This window comes from Mongoliibacter ruber, assembly GCF_003003005.1.
GTDB lineage: Bacteria > Bacteroidota > Bacteroidia > Cytophagales > Cyclobacteriaceae > Mongoliibacter > Mongoliibacter ruber.
Map to the genome: position 1 here is coordinate 89313 of NZ_PVTR01000012.1, position 19539 is coordinate 108851.

20 protein-coding genes are annotated in these 19539 nt (G+C 38.5%); 8 read left to right on the forward strand and 12 right to left on the reverse strand.

Annotated elements, in window-relative coordinates:
* Nucleotides 1–355: 355 nt before the first annotated feature.
* The gene (locus CLW00_RS17645; RefSeq protein WP_106135029.1) at nucleotides 356–1741 is read left to right on the forward strand and encodes an alpha-amylase family glycosyl hydrolase; all 1386 of its coding nucleotides are present in this window, start codon (nucleotides 356–358) and stop codon (nucleotides 1739–1741) included.
* A gap of 85 nt (nucleotides 1742–1826) precedes the next feature.
* On the opposite strand, the gene CLW00_RS17650 is transcribed toward CLW00_RS17645, so the two are convergent.
* Nucleotides 1827–2054 carry a hypothetical protein gene (locus CLW00_RS17650; protein WP_106135030.1) on the reverse strand — a complete coding sequence of 76 codons (228 nt, stop codon included), beginning with the start codon at nucleotides 2052–2054 and terminating at the stop codon, nucleotides 1827–1829.
* A 637-nt stretch (nucleotides 2055–2691) separates the two neighbouring features.
* On the opposite strand from CLW00_RS17650, the gene CLW00_RS17655 reads away from it, so the two are divergent.
* Together CLW00_RS17655 and CLW00_RS17660 are read left to right on the forward strand one after the other, a co-directional pair.
* Nucleotides 2692–2877, forward strand: a complete 186-nt coding sequence (locus tag CLW00_RS17655) for a general stress protein CsbD (protein WP_106135031.1) — start codon at nucleotides 2692–2694, stop codon at nucleotides 2875–2877.
* Nucleotides 2878–2978: 101 nt separating this feature from the next.
* Complete coding sequence (locus CLW00_RS17660) at nucleotides 2979–4079, forward strand: fatty acid desaturase family protein (protein WP_106135032.1); 1101 nt, start codon at nucleotides 2979–2981, stop codon at nucleotides 4077–4079.
* Nucleotides 4080–4139: 60 nt separating this feature from the next.
* On the opposite strand, the gene CLW00_RS17665 is transcribed toward CLW00_RS17660, so the two are convergent.
* From CLW00_RS17665 to CLW00_RS17690, 6 genes are all read right to left on the reverse strand, one after another.
* Nucleotides 4140–4673, reverse strand: coding sequence for a hypothetical protein (locus CLW00_RS17665; protein ID WP_106135033.1), 534 nt, complete (start codon nucleotides 4671–4673; stop codon nucleotides 4140–4142).
* 187 nt (nucleotides 4674–4860) lie between these two features.
* A complete protein-coding gene (locus CLW00_RS17670; RefSeq protein WP_106135034.1) occupies nucleotides 4861–5529 on the reverse strand; it encodes an ATP-binding cassette domain-containing protein in 669 nt (222 codons plus the stop codon).
* Nucleotides 5526–6200 (reverse strand): molybdate ABC transporter permease subunit, encoded by a 675-nt coding sequence (gene modB / locus CLW00_RS17675; RefSeq protein ID WP_106135035.1) that lies wholly within the window; start codon nucleotides 6198–6200, stop codon nucleotides 5526–5528. Before modB ends, CLW00_RS17670 begins: the two co-directional genes overlap by 4 nt.
* A 5-nt stretch (nucleotides 6201–6205) precedes the next feature.
* A complete protein-coding gene (gene modA, locus CLW00_RS17680) occupies nucleotides 6206–6982 on the reverse strand; it encodes a molybdate ABC transporter substrate-binding protein (protein WP_106135036.1) in 777 nt (258 codons plus the stop codon).
* 6 nt (nucleotides 6983–6988) lie between these two features.
* Nucleotides 6989–7498, reverse strand: a complete 510-nt coding sequence (locus CLW00_RS17685; protein WP_106135037.1) for a molybdopterin-dependent oxidoreductase — start codon at nucleotides 7496–7498, stop codon at nucleotides 6989–6991.
* A gap of 73 nt (nucleotides 7499–7571) precedes the next feature.
* The gene (locus CLW00_RS17690; RefSeq protein ID WP_170073246.1) at nucleotides 7572–7913 is read right to left on the reverse strand and encodes a winged helix-turn-helix domain-containing protein; all 342 of its coding nucleotides are present in this window, start codon (nucleotides 7911–7913) and stop codon (nucleotides 7572–7574) included.
* Between the two features lie 236 nt (nucleotides 7914–8149).
* Between CLW00_RS17690 and CLW00_RS17700 the strand changes: the two genes are divergently transcribed.
* Complete coding sequence (locus CLW00_RS17700; RefSeq protein ID WP_106135039.1) at nucleotides 8150–8719, forward strand: Crp/Fnr family transcriptional regulator; 570 nt, start codon at nucleotides 8150–8152, stop codon at nucleotides 8717–8719.
* Nucleotides 8720–8785: 66 nt separating this feature from the next.
* On the forward strand, nucleotides 8786–9466 hold the full coding sequence (locus tag CLW00_RS17705; protein WP_106135040.1) for a hypothetical protein: 681 nt from the start codon (nucleotides 8786–8788) through the stop codon (nucleotides 9464–9466).
* A 58-nt stretch (nucleotides 9467–9524) separates the two neighbouring features.
* On the opposite strand, the gene CLW00_RS17710 is transcribed toward CLW00_RS17705, so the two are convergent.
* Complete coding sequence (locus CLW00_RS17710; protein ID WP_106135041.1) at nucleotides 9525–10043, reverse strand: PRC-barrel domain-containing protein; 519 nt, start codon at nucleotides 10041–10043, stop codon at nucleotides 9525–9527.
* A complete protein-coding gene (locus CLW00_RS17715) occupies nucleotides 10027–10674 on the reverse strand; it encodes a hypothetical protein (protein ID WP_106135076.1) in 648 nt (215 codons plus the stop codon). The genes CLW00_RS17710 and CLW00_RS17715 overlap by 17 nt, the downstream gene beginning before the upstream one ends.
* Before the next feature lie 401 nt (nucleotides 10675–11075).
* Between CLW00_RS17715 and CLW00_RS17720 the strand changes: the two genes are divergently transcribed.
* The 3 genes from CLW00_RS17720 to CLW00_RS17730 all read left to right on the forward strand — a co-directional run bounded on the left by CLW00_RS17720 (nucleotide 11076) and on the right by CLW00_RS17730 (nucleotide 15415).
* Entirely contained in the window at nucleotides 11076–11759 is a 684-nt protein-coding gene (locus CLW00_RS17720; protein ID WP_106135042.1) for a response regulator transcription factor, read from the forward strand.
* Nucleotides 11756–13009 carry a sensor histidine kinase gene (locus CLW00_RS17725; protein WP_106135043.1) on the forward strand — a complete coding sequence of 418 codons (1254 nt, stop codon included), beginning with the start codon at nucleotides 11756–11758 and terminating at the stop codon, nucleotides 13007–13009. Before CLW00_RS17720 ends, CLW00_RS17725 begins: the two co-directional genes overlap by 4 nt.
* Nucleotides 13010–13078: 69 nt before the next feature.
* Nucleotides 13079–15415: a TonB-dependent receptor gene (locus tag CLW00_RS17730; protein WP_245917358.1), complete on the forward strand. Its 2337-nt coding sequence runs from the start codon at nucleotides 13079–13081 to the stop codon at nucleotides 15413–15415.
* A gap of 233 nt (nucleotides 15416–15648) precedes the next feature.
* Here CLW00_RS17730 and CLW00_RS21555 read toward each other — a convergent pair whose 3' ends face one another.
* From CLW00_RS21555 to CLW00_RS17745, 3 genes are read right to left on the reverse strand one after another with little or no spacing between them, the layout of a single operon-like run.
* Nucleotides 15649–17160, reverse strand: a complete 1512-nt coding sequence (locus CLW00_RS21555) for a leucine-rich repeat domain-containing protein (protein WP_146131451.1) — start codon at nucleotides 17158–17160, stop codon at nucleotides 15649–15651.
* 11 nt (nucleotides 17161–17171) lie between these two features.
* On the reverse strand, nucleotides 17172–18122 hold the full coding sequence (locus tag CLW00_RS17740) for a hypothetical protein (RefSeq protein WP_245917360.1): 951 nt from the start codon (nucleotides 18120–18122) through the stop codon (nucleotides 17172–17174).
* Nucleotides 18123–18168: 46 nt separating this feature from the next.
* Entirely contained in the window at nucleotides 18169–19524 is a 1356-nt protein-coding gene (locus CLW00_RS17745) for a right-handed parallel beta-helix repeat-containing protein (RefSeq protein ID WP_106135045.1), read from the reverse strand.
* Nucleotides 19525–19539 lie beyond the last annotated feature (15 nt).

A 19539-nucleotide genomic window follows, 5' to 3' on the forward strand; every position in this document is an offset into this window, starting at 1 on the left:
ATCGAAAAGAAAAATATTATGATTATCCGCAATCATGCCACTAATCAATTAAACGAGGGTTTATTGGCAAACGGATACTAATAGATATTGGATATTTATTGATGTTGGTTCGAAATCACAGGTTAATTCTATTATTTAGATTCTACTGGCATGAAAGCGGATATACATAAAAAATATAAATTGAAAATTTAATGTTAAAAAAACAGTCAATGATTGGGCAATAGTCAATAGTTTTAAGTGAGTTAATTTTAATATCCTAGTCATGAGGAAAAATGACGGGCTACTTTGTAGAATAAAACTATAATCCTAATAAAGGATTGAAAAACCCAAGCAGCATATCAAATAGATAAACCTGATGAAAAAAACATATTCACTGATTGTCCCCTTTATATATACTTTGTTTTTGGTGTCTTGCAATACTGAAACAAATTTCCCTGACAATGATAAAGTCATTGAAGATGAAAAATTTGTGCAATACGGTACTCCATTCGCCGGAGTACCTGAAATCTCTGACATCAATATGTATGAGGTCAACCCACTGGTATTCAGTCAACAGAAAAATCTTGATGGTGTACGTCAAAGGCTAGATGAAATTCAGGATTTGGGAATAAACGTCATTTGGCTGATGCCTATACATCCAATTGGACAGGAAAAAGCATTTGGCTCACCTTATGCTGTTCGGGATTTTTACGATATCAATCCTTCTTATGGTAATATGGAAGATTTGAGAAAACTTGTATCGGAAGCTCATGAGCGAGGAATGGCTGTCATCTTGGATTTGGTAGCCAATCACACAGCCTGGGATAATAAGTGGATAACAGAAAACCCATCCTGGTACAAGCAAGATGGATCAGGTAATATCATGATTGCCGAGAACTGGAGTGATGTGGCTGCCTTGAATTACGATAATCCTACTCTCCGGTCGGAGATGATTGATGTGATGAAGTATTGGGTCTTGGAAGCCAATGTCGATGGCTATCGTTGTGATTTTGCGGGAGGTGTTCCAGTTGATTTTTGGACCGAAGCCATAGAAGAATTGAGGGATATTCCGGACAGAGATATCATCATGTTTGCAGAATCAGCTGACAAACAACTGTTCAATGCAGACTTTGACTTGATATTTGGTTGGGATTTTCAAGCAAGGCTCAAAGAGGTTTTTAGAGAACAAAGACAGGCAAGTGACTTATTTACTTCCAATGAGGCTGACTATAGGAATGTCCCAAATGGCGCTGATATCTTAAGGTTCACCACCAATCATGATGACAACGCATGGGAGGACACTCCTCAAAATGTCTTCAACACAATTGAAGGATCCCTAGCTGCATTTTTGATCACTTCTTATTTTGGTGGTGTTCCAATGGTCTATAATGGACAGGAAATAGGAGTTTCGGATAGAATCCCCTTCTTTTTCGGGACAAATTACAGGATCAACTGGGCACAAAATCCTCATATTCTCGAAGAATACAAGCGTATTTTGAAGTTCAGAGCAGAAAGTAATGCTGTCAGAAAGGGAGTCTTGGAAAATCTTGGTTCAACGGCCGCTATCTTGTCTTTCAAAAAAACCTTCCAAAATGAGGAGGTGGTAGTTCTGGTCAATACCTTAGGAAAAGACAGTGAAATACAAATTCCTGATTCATTAAAAGGAAGTAAATGGCTTAATGTATTGCTGGATACTGAAGTGGTTTTGGAAAATGAACTAGCTCTGTCGGCATATTCTTATCTTATTTTGAAAGAAATATAGCTGTACTTATAAAACAAAAAACAACCACTTATTTACTAACAACTTACATTTCCATGCCAGCTATTTGTCATTCGGTTTGAAAAAATCAGTAAAGCCTTTGTCTAATTTTATACTCTTCGGAAACCATTTTTGGCAATTCCTTTAGCTCAATTTCAAAATATGCTTTTTCTATTTTTTCTGAGGTGCCTTTAATATTGCAAAAATACAAGCCATCAACATGCCTTTTCACAATCAAGACCTCATCCGGGCTTAATTTTGAACATACTTCATCGCCTACATCATATTTTTTCTTCAAATTCAATTTTGTTATCATAACTTTTATAGTCGGTTAGTTATAGCGTTTATTTAATTTTAGAGTCTTTCTTTTTAGTACTTTGGTGTTTTCCTGTTTGCTATTTATAAAAAAGTCAAGGTGAAAAAATATCAGGTCAGTTATTGACTTGAAACCAAAAGATCCTGATAGTTTCAAGCCTGAAAAAACCCTTATTAACTTATCACTAAAACCACCTCCGTACATTTTATTAGGATAAGTTTTAATAAGGTATTTCTTTTTGTCTGTTTGTGTAATACAAATTTTGCAGTTTCTAACTTAAAAACCTTTATAAAAATAATACTAATGCTTACATAATTGCCACAATTATTATAGCCTAATCAATGACCTCAAGGCATATAATTGAGAAAAATATTTACTCGTACACATGAAAAAAACTTGGAGAACGTCCCAACTAAAAACATGCGAAATATATAAGTTAAACTTTATATGATGTAATTAGTGTTACCTTGTAATAAGGTAGATTTGCAATAGGTTAAAAGCAGAGCTTTTGATTTTCTCTTAAATTATGTAAAATAGCATTTTAAGAATCATCAAATAAGAATTCACAAATGGATTTTGTTTAATCACACCCCAAACACCTGTTTACAACCATATCACATAGTTAAATTTAGTATCCATGAACATATTAAGAAGTTGGAGAGAACAAAAAATCATGTTGAAAAGAATCTTTCCAGAATTAGTTGACCAAGATTTTGATTATCAGGAAGGCACTAGGGAAAGCATGTTGGATAGGCTTTCAGCAAAACTAGTCAAAACAAGACCTGAGCTTGAAGCCATATTGGCAGATCTTCAACTTTTTTGATTCAAGTCCTTTTTATCCTTAAAAACCACATCTCATATTTTGAGAACCTTTATTAAAAAAGCAAATCCCTAACCAGGAGTAAAACTAGATAGAATACCTGCATGTCCAGAAAATTAAAATTTATAGAAAGCGATAGGTCCTTATTTCTTCAAACAGTACGGAACAATACGAATGCTTATTTCGAAGAAAATAACATTTCCAAAAAAGCCAATTGGAAAATGGTTTCAAAAACCATTATTCTTCTGGTACTTTTGGTAAGTCTTTATGTACTCTTGGTTTTTGGTAATTTCCCACTTATTGTACATTTTATTTTGGCAGCTTCATTGGGAATCAATATGACTTTGATCGGTTTTAATATATGCCACGATGCGCTTCATGGTTCATACTCTGACCAAAAATGGGTAAACTCCTCTTTAGGTTGGTTTTTCAATTTTATCGGTGCCAATGAATATGTATGGAAAATAACACATAATCAAATTCATCATACCTATACCAATATCGTCGGACATGATGCTGATTTGGAAGTCGCACCGGGCATCATCAGAATCAATGATACCGAAGAATGGAAACCGATACATAAATATCAGCATATCTATTCATTTATGTTGTATTCTCTATCATCACTTTCATGGTTTTTTAAGAAGGATTACATGAAGTTTTTTGACAAATCATTGAGAGAAAAAAACAGTAAACCACCTACTTCAGAGTATGTCAAGCTCTTTGCTTATAAGGCACTTTACTATACTTTGTTCCTGGTATTCCCTTTGGTATTCATGCCTTTTACATGGCCGACAGTTTTGGCCATTCTTTTGGTAATGCATTTTGCTGAGGGAATGGTAATGGGCAATGTATTCCAATTGGCCCACCTTGTTGAGGAGACTGATATGCCAGAACCAAATACCAACAAAAGCATCTCTGATCCATGGGCTGTTCATCAAATGAAAACAACTGCCAATTTTGCTAGGAAGAATGGTTTTGTCACATCCATGTTTGGTGGCTTAAACTATCAAATAGAGCACCATCTCTTTCCAAACATTTGCCATATCCATTATCCGGCTATTTCTGAAATTGTGAAAAGCACAGCTGAAGAATTTGGTCTTCCCTATCATGAAAATGAAACCTTCTTTTCGGCAGTAAAATCTCACTATAACTTTTTGAAAAAAATGGGTTCGGTTCCTGCACCACAGTTGGAGAAAGCTTAAATAAAAATTACAAATCAATGACATTGCACCTCTGGATGGATACTCCGGAGGTGTTTTTGTTTAAAACCACCTTCCAAAAATCACCTTAACCCCAAAATGTGATCCCCAACTATCATCTTGTGTAGCATAGGTAAAATATGTCGCTCCAAATTGTAAACCTAGGGATAGAGAGAATTTGTCTTCAAAATAAAATTGATATCCTGGTTCTACCCATAGCCCCACGTTGTGATGCTGCTCTAGTCTGTTTTGAGTAAGGCTAATTATCGGTGCTGTGTAAAAGCCTTGAGAGTATATGCTTTCATTTTTTTTAAAGAAAATGGGTGAGGCTACTTCCAAGCCATAATGGCTGATTTGATTTCTTTCGCTACGTATTCCTAAGTTGAGAATACTGGTCAGTCTCAAGTCTACCCGCTCGGCCAATCTTTTCTGAAAAACAACGGGAAGCACATTGATATCAAATTCTCCCCTTTCGTAAAATGGCTCAACCGTAACACTTGGATTCACCCCAATCAAAAAACTAGGTTTGTCTGTTTGTGCCTGCAAAGCATATTGAAAGCTGCAAAAGAAGAAAATCAATACACCGAAATGTTTCATTTTACAATGGCTTATGGGTGAAAAAGAGTGCACTAAACCCTGCTATTTGGTTAAGGGAATACACTTTCTGATCTCGTCAGACATGATTATTAAATAGCAAAAGACCTTTAAAGATTCTAAGTCTTAGGCACTCAATTAATTAAAAAAACAGATTATATGGCAGGATTACAAATATGACCGGTGATTCCTAAAAAATATCTTCAGCTTTGCCTTGTTTGACCAATTGCCCTTCCTCTATCACCAAGACCCTGTCCGACATTTTTTTCACCTCATGGTAATCATGCGAAATCAATACAGTGGTGAGCCCCAATTCAGCATGGAGTTGTAAGATATCATCCTGCAGTTTGTTGCGCATAGCAGTATCCAAAGCAGAAAGCGGTTCGTCTAAAAGCAAAAGTTGAGGTTTCCTGACCAAAGCCCTAGCCAATGCCACTCTTTGTTTTTGCCCACCTGAAAGCAAGCCTGGCTTTTTATCCTGAAGTGACAAGAGACCAACCATGCCTAAAATATGGTCTACCCAGCTTTCATTTTCTCCTTTTGGCAAAGCAAAAACAAGATTACCCCTGACTGTCATGTTTGGGAAAAGGGAGTATTCCTGAAAAACCATCCCAATGGAACGTAGCCTTGTTTTGAGGTGAACACCTTGCACACTGTCAAACCAAAGTTGCTCATTCACAGAGATTCTTCCCTGATCAGGCTTCATCAATCCAGCCAACATCCTGATCACGCTGGTTTTCCCTGCACCGGAAGGACCATATAAGGTAAGGAACTCACCCTTCTTGATCTCAGTTTGCACTCGAAGTTCGAATGGTCCATTGGCACCGGAAAGTTTTTTCTTAATATCAAGCTCCATCATAACAACCTCACCGCCTTTCTTTTTTGGTAATTGAAAAGGTAGACTAGGGATAAGATCACAAAAGAGAAGAGCAACAAAATAAGGGAATATTCATTGGCTAAGCCATAATTCATCGCTTCCACTTCATCATAAATACTGATTGAAATCACCTGAGTGAGGCCGGGGATGTTCCCTCCTACCATCAAAACCACCCCAAATTCACCAATAGTGTGGGCAAAAGTCAATATCCCTGCTGTAAGCAAAGCTCCTGTCATATTGGGTAAAATAACCCGCAACAATGTGGTCCAAGTGCTTTTCCCCAAAGAGTAAGAAGCCTCTACCAATGTAATCGGCACAGACCTAAATCCGGACTGCAGAGGCTGCACCATAAAAGGCAGGCTATAAAATACAGATGCAATGACAAGCCCTTCAAAGGTGAACACCAAACGCAAGTCCAGGTATTCTTCAAACCAAGCACCAAGCCCACTTTCGGGACTCAATACCAACAATATGTAAAATCCCAAAACTGTAGGAGGCAAAACCAAAGGCAGCGACACGATGGCCTCAAACAAGACCTTGTACCTGCGCGGATTGAATGCCAACCAATATGCCAAAGGAACACCAATCACAAACAATACCGCTGTGGTAATGCCCGCTAGTTTGATCGATATCCAAAAAGGCGTATAATCCATTGTTGTCAAAGTTGTCTAAATCCAAAATAAGCCAAAACGGCCTTTGCATTCTCACTTTGGACAAATTCAAAAAAGGCTTTTGCTTCCTTGTTTTCTTTTGCCCTTTGGGTAATGATAGCACCTTGCAAAAGAGGCCGATGGGTATTTTCAGGGATAAGGATAAAATCAGAATTGATTTTTTGCATGGTTGGTGATAATGCCAATGATAAGGCAATTATACCGGCATCTGCCGCGCCTGTACTTACAAACTGTGCTGTTTGGGAGATATTTTCCCCAAAAACCAGTTTGGGTTTCACTTTCTCATAAACACCATAATGCTTGAGACTTTCCTCTGCACGCATACCGTAGGGGGCATGGCGTGGATTGGCAATGGCGATTTTCTTAAGGTTATCAGAAGAAAGATCTTCTACAGAGTTGAGTTCAATGCCTTTGCTTTTTGACCATATGACCAACCTTCCTATCCCATAAGCATATATCTCCGAACCAGTCCTACCCATCGTCTCAAGCTTTTTGGGATATTCCATATCAGCCGAGAAATAAATATCAAATGGAGCGCCTTTTGTCAACTGTTCGAAAAACTTGCCTGAAGATCCATAAATCACCTGAACGTCGCTCTTGTTAGGGTAAAGATGAATAATGGAGTCCATGGCAAACCTCAAATCAGCTGCAGCAGCAATCGTTACCGTTGCTTTTTTACCCTGGGCTTGAAGATCTTGCGGTCCAAACCAAAAGACTATTAAATATAATATTATAACAGAAAACACTGCTTTTGTAATTTTCATCAAAGCCTATTCAATTTTTACCAACTTTACAGAAACCAATTGCCTTACCCACCTTGCATGGAGATTTTCCTCCGGCACAATAATTCTGAAAGGCCCCACTCCTTCTCCCAAAGGTTCGCCAGCCCTAGCATAAGCCACCAAAATTTGTTTTCCGGAAAACTCAGGATCTATTTCTGGCAAAGAAAAAACTGATTTGTACCCATCTGATGCCTCCGTCAAAATATATTGCGACTGATTTTTACCTTTTAGGCCTGTTCCAAATTCAATTCCTGCTTTTTGTATCAGGTCACGTAACCAAACGCCCTGAAATTCATAAGTCTGCTCGTCTTTGTCTTTTCCCAAGACAGATTGCACAGGCATTGCTTTCAACCCATCCATATCTATGGTAAATGGTTGTTGAAAATCTCCGGAAAAAGACAAAACAGTATTATGTATCAATCCGACTTTAGAAGGCTCATCACAAGAGAAATGTACCAAAATGATGGAAACCAATAGGAATATGTGGGAAGGTTTCATATTGAGTTGATATCGTTATATACAAATATATATATCGCTTTTACAATTGAAACAAAATATGTGTTTTGACATTCTAAATAAGATTTAAAAGGTCTTCTTGGCTTTTAGAAATACCTTGAAGATGGTGATCCAATTCTCTGTATTTTTGAAGTAAGGCAGATCCATGAGGGGTCAATTCAGCAAAGCCGCCATCCTTCCCTCCTTTTTGCAGGTGTACATACGGCTTAGAACCCCGATTATTGAGGTCTTGTACCATATCCCAGGCTTTTTTGTAGGACATGTTCATGGCTTTGGCCGCTTTGGACAAAGAACCCAATTCCTCAATCAGTTCCAATAACCTGGCTCGACCTGGTCCAAAAAACTTGGCCTGGTCCATTTCAATCCAACAACGGATTTTGAGGTTTTTGTCAAGCATAATTTCTGAATGAATGGACAAGTTAGTGATTGCCCTCCTTACTCAAAAACAGTTTAAATCTATTTCACGCAAAGACGCAAGGATATACTCCGGGGGCACATCATGGCGGCAGCCCCGATCAGGCCTAGCTTTCAAAACTGCATATCACTTGAATGTTGGCGATTTTTTAAATCTAAAATCTGAAATCTTAATTCAAAAATCCACTGAGATTCAAAAAAAAATGGGAAATTGAATCTATGCACCCTTTACTCAAAGAATATTTCAAATTCCACGCCAATGCCGATGATAAGATTCTGGAAAGGCTCTCTCCATATTTTGTAGAAAAGACATTCAAAAGAAACGAATACTTACTTCGTGAAGGGGAAGTGTGTAAACACAATTATTTTATCATTTCCGGTTGCATGAGATTATTCACCACCAACAAAGAAGGGATCGAAAATACCCGTTACATCGCTTTTGAAGGCAAGTTCGGCACCAGTTTCACCAGCCTGATCACCGGATTGCCTGCCTTTGAAAACATCCAATGCCTGGAAAAAACCACAGTGCTGATCATACACAAGGATGACTTTTATGACTTGGTGGAGTCTGAACCTTCTATCAATAAAATTTACAGACATATTCTAGAATCAGCTTACATCACTACCCAAAGGAGAATTTATGATTTTCAAGGTACTGACAGCTTGGAAAGGGTACAATGGTTGTTAAAAAACCAACCTAAAATTTTAAGCCGCATTTCCAATAAAGTAGTAGCAAGCTACCTAGGCATAACTCCCCACACCTTAAGTCGGTTAAAGTCGAAGTTGTAAAACGTTGACATAGGACAACCTTTTTTTGGGCTAATTGGCTGAACTTTGCAAAAAAAAGTTCTGATCATGGCACAATTCAACATTTTCGATTTTAACAAAAAGCTATATTTGCTACTGCTCTTACTTTTGGCAATGCCAAGCGTACTTAGAGCACAGTTCCAAAAACCAAAAGTTCCTACACCAGTGGAATTTATGGCAGGTCACGAAAGGCTATTCTTTCAAATGGTAGTCAAAAAGGAATTTGCTCCAGAGAGTAAATTTGGATTTTTGAGTGTGGCTACTTTTACTGCTGATTACAGCAATGATCTGAATGAAATGGATTTGGTAATGCCTGTCCTGATCAGTTACAATTTTTATAAAAACTTCGGCTTGGTGGCGGGTACTACTATCAATAATAAGGTCGGTTTTGCACCATTGGCTGGTGTACAACATGAATTTGCCAATAGAGAGTGGGTAGCTGTTTCTATTGCTTCATTTTTCCTCAACTCAAGCAGAAGTGTGGAACTTTTTGGTATATATGAATACAAGCCAAAAATCAACGATTCCTTGGGTTTGTACACAAGACTTCAATACATGTATATTCATGGATTTGCCGAAAACTTACACGCCCGTAGTTTTCTTCAGCTACGTGCAGGTCTCAAAAAAGAGGCCTTGAGTTTTGGTTTGGGAGCGAATCTGGACCAATATGGGCCAGAAAAAGTATTCAAACCCAATTATGGGATTTTTGTGGGTTGGGCATTCCAGTAAAAACCCCGGAAAAAATACATTTCCAGGGGTTTAGATATTAATTGATTTAAAAGAACTATCAATGTTCTTCTCGTGGATGTTTGAATTCTTGACGGTTGTAGAATTCATCCTCTAGCTGATCATCTTCATTGACCCTGTTTTCCGGGAAATACTGTTCTAGGACTGTAACTTCATAATTACGATCTAAATTCTGTCCTTTACTGAATCGTTTGGTTTTGGAAAAAGTAGTATGATCGATTTCGTTAGTTAAAACCTTCTTGTTCTCTGTATCAAGCTTCACAAGTCCAATCGGAATGATCAAATGATTATCTCCTTCTTGGTTCATAAACTCGTGCGCTCCTTCGTTTGCGGATTTGTTATAGATCTCATGACCTACTTCAATCAAACTCTGGTCTACTTCAATGTCCAAGTAAACAACCTTTTTTGTTTCCTTATTTGCTAGCAAACGGTCTACTGTTCCTACCGTACGGTTTTCAGCATCTAATACTTCCCAACCCCTGACATCACTGTCATCTGAGGCTACTTTATAATCGGAAAGGTCGTCTAGGTAATAAAGTTTTCTATTGTTCTCTGACATGATTTTGCATTTGATAAGCGTTATTGTTCATTTTTTCAAGCAAGTCAGCTGACTCTCTGAAGAAATTTTTAATGTCTTCTTTTTGATCTAAAGTAAGTACTTCGGGATCGATGGCAGTTGCTGCATTTTTTACTTCATTGGCTTCATTTGCCAAACCTGAGAAAGCTCTTTCCTGAATATTCTGTAATACTTCAGCCAGAATTTCCGCTGATTTCCTGATGGAATTGGCATGAGTTGTTTCAAATGGATCTTTGGTAATCTTAACTGCATGAGTCCTTGCCTCATCCATATCCTTTTTGATGTCATAGCCAATTTCATCTGCCATCGCATTGGTGGCTTTCTCCAACCTTATAAGGGCCTCATTGGTAAAATCGTGATCCAGTCCCATCTGATCAGGATCATCCTTGATGTAGTCTACATAGACCGCTACCACTGAATTATTTGCGGCAGCATGACTGGTATCCGAAAAATCACCCGTTGTTTCTTCATTTCTATCTTGCTGCATTCTTTCATCTGTTTGATCATCAGTGCCATTAAAGGCAAATACATAAATCAAGACAGCTACTACAGCTAGTATCAATAGTATCCATGGCCATTTAGGCGATTCTTTTTCAATTCTAATTTCTGCCATAATGCTTATCTTTTGGTTTATAAAAATGTCTTGTTTCAAAAATTGCTCCGTAAGAAGTTTAAACAAAGCCAACAAATAAATACTGCATCTATTTGAGTCAAAAGCATATAAACCTTGTTTATACAAAAAATATTAAAAATAATAGATGGATGAAAGTTGACCCAAGTTGCGCATGCTCTTACTCAGTTTGTGCTGATTTCTTGGAGGCAATTCCGCTTTCGAGACTTATCCTTCTACTAGAGATCATTCTTACTGCTAGCAAGTCGAAGATAGATTTTCTCATTATGGATTTGATAGCCAAAGCCCATTTTTACAATTAAATCCAAACTTCAGATTTACTTCAACTTTTTTCAGTTATTTACTTATCCAATTCAAAAATTTCATTGGTTGAAGAAAAGGTTATGAAAGTGTTGTTAGTAGAAGATAACCAGGAAATGATTCTCAATATCATTAAATATCTTTCGCAGGAAGGGATCATTTGTGAGGTAGCTGAGAATCTTTTTGAAGCACAGGATAAAATACTTTCCTATGAGTATGATTGTATATTGTTGGATCTAACCCTGCCTGATGGCAATGGGCTTGGTCTGCTGAATAGCATCAAGGGGTTGGAGTCAAAACCAAATGTCCTTATTATTTCAGCCAAAAATTCACTTGAAGATAAATTACAAGGTCTTGATCTTGGGGCTGATGATTATTTACCAAAGCCTTTTCACTTAGCAGAACTTCTTGCAAGGATTAAGGCGATTTACAGAAGGACAAAACTTGGTGGAACTGAGGTATTGAAATTTGAAGAAATCGAAGTAGAATATCAAAACCTAAAAGCCAGTGTGCATGGCAAACCATTGGACTTAACCAAAAAAGAGTTTGACCTTTTGGTTTTTTTAATAACCAATAAAAACAGGGTTCTGGGCAAAAATGCCATTGCACAACACCTTTGGGGTGATTACACGGATAACCTTTCGAACTTTGACTTTGTCTATCAACACATCAAAAACCTCCGGAAAAAAATCTCGGAAGGGGGTGGCCATGATTACCTGTCTACAGTGTATGGAATTGGATATAAATTTGGGCCTATTCAATCATGAGACTACTCAATTTACTAACAGCCGTATACCTCATCATCACATTGCTTGCTGTAATCATTGGCGGATATTTCATTTACCGCAAACTGGTTTCTGAAATAGATTTTGAATTGGGAAAGGAGCTGGAAAGGCAAATAGAAGCTTATGCAGAAAGAATCAGTAATGGGGTATCTCCAAGTGCCTTAGAAAGTGATCGTCTGCAAATCACCGAACTCGCCTTTGATTTGAAAGAGGAAGGATTGGTATTGAGTGATACCATAGCCTACCATGACCCATTGAATAGGGAAGAAAAACAGCTCAAAGCCTCCAAGTCTTTCAAAATCGGCAATACGCATTATAGAATCTCCTACTATAATCTTGTAGTGGAAGCAGAAGACATCACAGAAACGGTGGTTTACACCATGGCTTTGGTTTTTTTGATTCAAATTGCATTCATTGTTTTCTTTTTTAGGAATATTTCGAACAGGATACTGCGCCCATTTCATTCAACATTGCAAAAAATCAGAAATTTTGATTTTAGAGCAAATGAACCTCTGCTTTTTGAAGATACTAAGATTTCAGAATTTGATCAACTCAATGGTTTTTTAGAGAAAATGACACAAAAACTCCTGGTAGATTATCGACAAATAAAGGAGTTTTCTGAAAATATTTCCCACGAAATTCAAACCCCCACAGCTGTAGTAAGCGGCAAATTGGAAAACCTCTTGAACTCCGAAATCACTGAAGAGCAAGCCGTCTTGATATATGCTGCATATCAGAACAATGAGCGGATTCATCGGATAGTAAAATCTCTAGGACTATTGGCAAAACTTGAAAATGAAGAATTCAAGGCAAGTACTAAAATTGATGTTTCAGAAATACTTACAAAAAACATAGAAATCCTATCAGAGCTTATCACTTTAAGTGAACTCAAATTCCAGTCAGACATCAGTCCATCGGTTTTTGTAAACATCCATCCTTCTGTTGCAGAAATCATGTTCAGCAACCTGCTCAGCAATGCCATTAAACATAACTTTAAAGGTGGTTGGATAAAAATTTCACTTGTCACCCATCAATTGATAATCTCCAATTCAGGCGAGGCCTTGAAGCAAGAGCCGATTGAATTGATGGAAAGATTCAAAAAAGAAAGTAAACACATAGAATCTGTAGGCCTGGGATTGGCTATTGTCAATCAAATTTGTAAAACATATGGTTTTAGATTTTGTTATGCTGTCGATAAGGACAACATCCACACCATGACAATTGATTTTTGAACTGCATCTTCAAAATTGAATCAGAATGTGACTGTAGTTTTGTAGTGAAATATTAAACCAACATCACAAGTGCTTCAGTCCAAATACATTCTGCTTTTTACTTTCATTTCCTTACTTTCATTTACAAAAGTATCAGCCCAAACCTACCCTGTCACAGGTACGCTTTTGGATAATGATTCAAATGAACCAATGGCTTTTGTACAAGTAGCCTTGTTTTCTCAAGAAAATCAGGATCAGCCACTCACATTTTCAGACACCGATCAAAATGGTGATTTTTCACTCCAGGCACCACAAGGTATTTATACTTTCAAGGCTTTTTTTATAGGTTATGATGATATTGTGATTGAAAAAATCAGCATCAACTCAGCAAAAAAATTAGGTGAGATCAAAATGTCCGGAGACAGCCAAAACCTTGAGGAGGTGGTCGTCCAAACAAATAAACTTCCTATCAGAACAAGTATGGAAGGTATCACAATTACTCCAGAAAACAACTTGGCCAATATCGGAGGCACCTTACTTGATATCCTGAGAAACACACCTTCTATTTCAGTGGCTGAAGATGGCGGTATATCTATTAGAGGCAGTACCGGCACCAATATCCTGATCAACGGAAGGAATTCCTCTCTTACACAAAACCTGGATCAATTACCGGCCAGCGCAGTGGAAGAGATAAGAATAATCAATAATCCAAATGCAAGGTATGATGCTGAAGCCGAAGGTGGTGTCATTGATATCATTTTGAAAAAAGGCACAGACCTCGGCACACACGGTGGACTTGAAGCAACCTATGGAACCAGAAACAGGACGAATTTGGGAGCTCGAATCAACCACCGCAATGCAAAATGGAATACTTTTGTCGGCTACAACTACCGAGACTGGAAAAATGTAGGTGAAAGACGTAACACCAGAATTTTATTCGAAGATCAGGAAGAATTAAGGCAAAATACATCCAGCTCAAGTAGAAATGCAGGTCATAATTTAACCTATGGCACGGAATATTATTTCGGAAACAGTGTATTGAGCTATGAGGGAGTTTTTCAATCCAGTCTTGACAGGCAGGTGAATACCCTATTCGCAGAATTGGAGAGAGGCGGAAACAACCCCCGTTCATTTGACTATGTGAGGAGAAATAATGAAAGTGAAACCGATACAGGTTTGGATAACGCTTTGATTTTTGAACATTCTTTCAAAGAAAAGGGGCATTTGTTCCGGGCTACGGCAAGCCATTCATTTAGGAATCAATTCAAAACACAAGAAATCGATATTTTCAACAATACACTCAATCCAATTCCAGAAAATCTCACAGGTCAGGAATTGGCCTATATAGATGAAGTGCGTAATATATCGGTATTTCAGGCAGACTACATCAAACCTTTGAAAAATGGGAAATTTGAAACAGGGCTAAAGTCCATTCTTAGAAAATTTGACAATGACTACCAATACTTCAGGTTTAATGAGTCGGAGGGTGGCTTTTTGGAAGATGACCTGATCAGTAACCGGTTTATATACAAAGATCAAATTCATGCAGGGTATGCCTTGTTTTCTGCAAGTACACCTAAGTTTGAATATGGACTTGGGCTGAGAGGTGAAATGACTGTGGTCGATACTTACCTCGAAAATACTGATGAGCGAAACAAACAAAATTATTTCAACCTATTTCCCAGTGTGCAGGGAATGTATAATGTCAGTGATATTCACTCGATAAAATTCACCTATAGCAGAAGAATCGACAGGCCGACCGCTTGGAGGTTAAATCCATTTCCAGATATCACAGACAGCTTAAATGTAAGGCGAGGAAACCCCGAACTTCAGCCCGAAATGATCAACTCATTTGAACTCGGTCACATTGCCAACTTCAAAAATTCCAGCTTGACCACCAACCTATTTTATAGAAAGGTAAATGGTCAGCTTGATTTCATTACCACCGTGGAAGATGGAATCTCTTTCTCCCAGCCGGACAATCTGCTTTCTGCAGAATCCTATGGATTGGAATGGATTGGAAGCAGTGAAGTCAACAGTTGGTATTCCATCAATGGAGGTTTTACGATCTACAGGATTCTGGTGGACGGGTCAAATATCAGCGAGGAGTTCACCAATTCGGGTTATGCCTGGAACCTCAAGCTGATACAGGATTTCAAATTACCATTTGGATTGAACCTTCAATTTGCAGGTAATTATGATTCACCGGAAATTGAAGCCCAAGGAAGGGATTTAGCCCAATACTATATAGATGGCACTATACAAAAAGCCCTATTTAAGGATAAGGGAAGTATTTCTTTGAGTGTAAGGGATATTTTTGACACCAGAAGGTTTGCAGGCAATGCATTGACAAATTCATTTTCCCAGGAATTCTATTCCAAACAAGAGACCAGAATTGTGCTGATGTCGGCAAGGTATAATTTTTAAGGAGGCAAACGCTTCTCGAGAATTGTAATGATTTGGAATATTAATCAGGCTGTAAAATTTCTGACTCCCTTGACTTTAGATCTTAATGATTAGAAATCTTTAATTATCAAGCTTCGCAATTACAAATTGCGAAGAGCAAAAAAAATACCACCGGATTTCAAAACCCGGTGGTAAAATCATAAAAATATATACTAAAATTATCCGCTGATCATTGACCAACTGGTAAAGGCGTATTAATCACAAGAAGAGAAGTCACCTCCGCTTAGGTCACCGATTTCGTCTCTGTAAGCTGCGATCACACAAAAGTCTGCTTCGATTTCTCTAATATCCAAAATAGCAACCTCCCCTTCGGGTGCTTTTTCGTTTTGAAGCGCTCCCTCTTCCATCAATTCAGCCAAAACTGAAAGGTCTGTAACACCTGTGTTTCTCATATTCAGTCTCCACAGATTTTTAAATTTGGCAATGGTTTCCATCCCCTCATTTCCAAAAGCTATATTTCTCGCAATCAATACTCCCAAATCAGCATTGTTACCTAGTGGGGAAATATCTGTGATTCCAGTTACACTATTGATATTGAAGTAAGTGATTTTTGTATGCTCACTAAAAGGTGTAAGATCAGTAACTTCTGTACCATCCAATCTTACAAAAGTAAGGTTTGGCATTTTCTCCACGCCAGCTACACTTGAAGTAGTCGTGCCTCTAAGGTCCAACTCTTCTACAGTCAATAGCAATTCCTCAGTGATTTCATCCTCATCACCAAGACCTAAGATTTCTCTTACCTTGCCTTCAAGACCAGCGTCTTCAAAGAAAGAAGGTTCTGCAATATCGCCACATGTTGTACCATCCCATCCTTCAAGCTCTCCTTGAGGAAATTGATCAACCCACTCAGCGATCACACATGGATTTGTGATGTTGTTATTCTGAAGATCAAGAGAAATTTTATTTCCATACAGATCAGATAATTCCTGTGTAAAAGCTCCCGCCTCAAAAATCGTCACCAATGGAGTGATATCCGTGATACCGGTGTTTCTGATATTGGATTCTACCAGTTTGGTATATTGGGCAAATTGCTGAAACTGCTCATCACCCACTTCGGCATTTCTTAAGCTGAGGTAATAAAGGTTGACCATACCATCAAGCGGAGAGATATCTGTGATATTTCCACACCTGTTAAAGTTCAAATATTCGAGCTGCGTCATACCTGCAAGCGGCGATAAATCAGATACAGATGCCTCTCTTAAGTTGAGGTGCTTCAAAGTAGACTTTCCTGCAAGCCTTGAAATATCAGATGTTGGCGTTTCCCTCAGGTCAAGAAATTCAAGTGAATTTAAGTTCTGAACAAAATCAAGGATCGCGGCACCTTCACCTTCCAAGTCAAGATTCCAAAGGTTCAACTCTTTTAAACTTGTAAGGTCTTTTACAGGTGACATGTCTGTCACATTGGTAAAGTTCAAGTTCAATACTTCCAGATTTGTTGCTTTTTCCAATCCGGAAATTGAAGCCACCTGAGTGTTGGCAACATTTAATGTGGTAAGGTTTGCCAATCTACCAACAGTAATGTCATTATTGGCTCCGATGTTAAGATCGCTTTTGATAAAACCCTCCAAAAGCTCATCGTCAAAAACGACCACCTCGTCATTTGGATCTTGGGTTGGAGGAGTATCTCCATCATCTGTACATGCTATTGCCGTAGCTCCAAAAAGCAAGGCTAGCATCATTGTTCGTAAGTTGTAAAGTTTAGTCATGATTACAGTGTTTAATTTTGCAGTCTTTTATAATAATAGAGTTCTGGAATAATTGCATTCGAAAATTCGCTTAGCGTGTAATACCCTCCATCATGGTCAAAACAAATAGCTTCACCCTGAGCTTCTGTAGGGTTGTAGGGCGCCAAAGCTGGTTTGGTGGCCATCAAGTCAGCAAAACTTTGTCCTGCCTCCCTTTTCCAATAGTAAATACGATCGTAATTTTTGACCAAAACCTCCATACCATCCTTGGATACGGTTCCGGCTGTAGCCCTTGTAAATGAAAATGTGCCTACCTGTGTAGCTGTAAACCTTTCTGTGGTATTCTGTGGATATGGAAGGACAAATAAAATAGACCTGAAGTCCCTTTTTGTAGCCAAATAGATGTCTCTGGTGAGAGGATCAACCATAAGCGTTTCCACGTCATGGCTTTTATCTGGGTACACAAACTTGATTTCATCATATTCAATGTTCAAGTCCACTATTTGACCTCTGTGGGCCTCTTCAAATTGTGGTTCTTCAAACCTGTAGATGGTATAATTGGCATATACTTGATCATTGTCTCCCACATCTCCTATATAAAGATAATCTACCCCGTCCACTGGGCCGTTGGCAATTTCTATATCCTCCCAGTCTCTATTTCTGGTCCCGGGAATCCTGTATGCGGCCACTGTCTCACCTGTATTTGCATCAAGCAAAAAGAAGCGGTTATCATTATTTTTGTCCTGATGTGACCAAACATGACCAGGGTTTTTCCTTGAATAAGCCAAACCTGAAGCTTCTATCAAAGTAGAAGGCCCTTTGGATTCGGCAGGTGAAGCAAAAATACCGAGCCTCTCCATATTGCCATCGGCATATTCCGCCTCGAAGGGAACATGATTTTGCCAAAAGTCAACGGGTGACTCAGCTTCTGAACAGGAAAAACAAAGGGTAAGAAGGAATACTATTTGAATTGCTCTTAGCATAGAAAAAGGTTTGGGAGCTTCTAGGCTCCCAAACATTAGGATTTAATTAATTAGCTGCACCGAAAGCTCCGAAGTATGCCTGTGGCGTCGGAGTAGTGTAAGTTTTTCCATTCACTTCGTAAGAAGCATATCTTGGAGAAAATTCAGTATTGGCACCCGTCAAAGCTGGAGATCCAGCACTCAATCTAAAATCAGCATCTGCCGGCATTCTGCCCACTGTTGACGCCTCCCTAGCTGAAGCAATATCAAATGAACCTAAAGCATGATTTGCAAAAAGAGGATCATTTTCTCCTACTCCACCTGCAATATCAGAAGCTGGTCTTGGTTGGTCTTCAACTCTGCCTATGGTGCCATTGGAAGGATAAAACTCCTCTACAATAATCTCTTCATCACCATAGTAGTAGTGAAAACCCCATTCTGTATTGGCCAAATCAGGTTGATCATCTGGTGGAACCATTCTCAAACCATATCTGGAATTCACCACCAAATTGTTGAAGCATTGCCCTCTTGAACCATTTTCATAATTCAAAGAACCACCTCTACCAGCTTGTACTCTTCTCCAGCCTGAATCCACTATGGTATTGTTGTAAAAGTAGTTGTCCGCTTGTGGTGTTCTGCCTTTGGAGTTGGCTACTTTCAAGCCATTTGTAGCTGAACCATATATCAAATTAAAACAAAAGTCTCCAACTGTTCCTGACTTGGTATTTACAGCTTCTCCCCCGGTTTCTCCATTCAACTCAAATGTGGAATGCGCAATTAAAGTTTTGGCACCGTTCAATCTGATTGCATCGTCTTTGCTATAAGCAATTCTTGTATGCCACACAATAAAGTTGGAAGTCAATCCATCATCCTGCATATAAATGGCATATCTTGGCTCACCTTCAGAGATTTCACCCTCTTGAACGATTGGGTTATTGGCTTCACCTGGAGCACCTGCATATTCAATATCAGCATATTCAAACACCAAATCACCGACAGTTTCAGTAGCAGTGAATCCGCCCCAAAGGCCTGCAAAAGTATTGGCAACAGTTCTTCTTCCTTCAGGAACAGTAAATCTTACCCTTGCATTTTCAGTACCGTATGCATAAAGGCTACCTCTTACCACAATCTCAGGGCTACTTCCCTGACGACCGTCACCATCAATAATTACAGTAACACCTTCTTCAATTGTCAAACTACTACCTTCAGGGATTACTACATCACCTGTAATTGTGTAAGTAGACCCTGACGGCCATACCCCCTCAACCTCACCAAACATATTCTCCGGTGAAGCTATCACTTCTTCGTCGTCATCATCGTTTGGATCCTGTACGTTAGGACCTGGATCATTTTCAGAACATGCTACAAATCCGAAGACTAGTGCTGCAATGAAAGATGATCTTAACCAATTAGTCATTTTCATAATTTAAGATTTAAG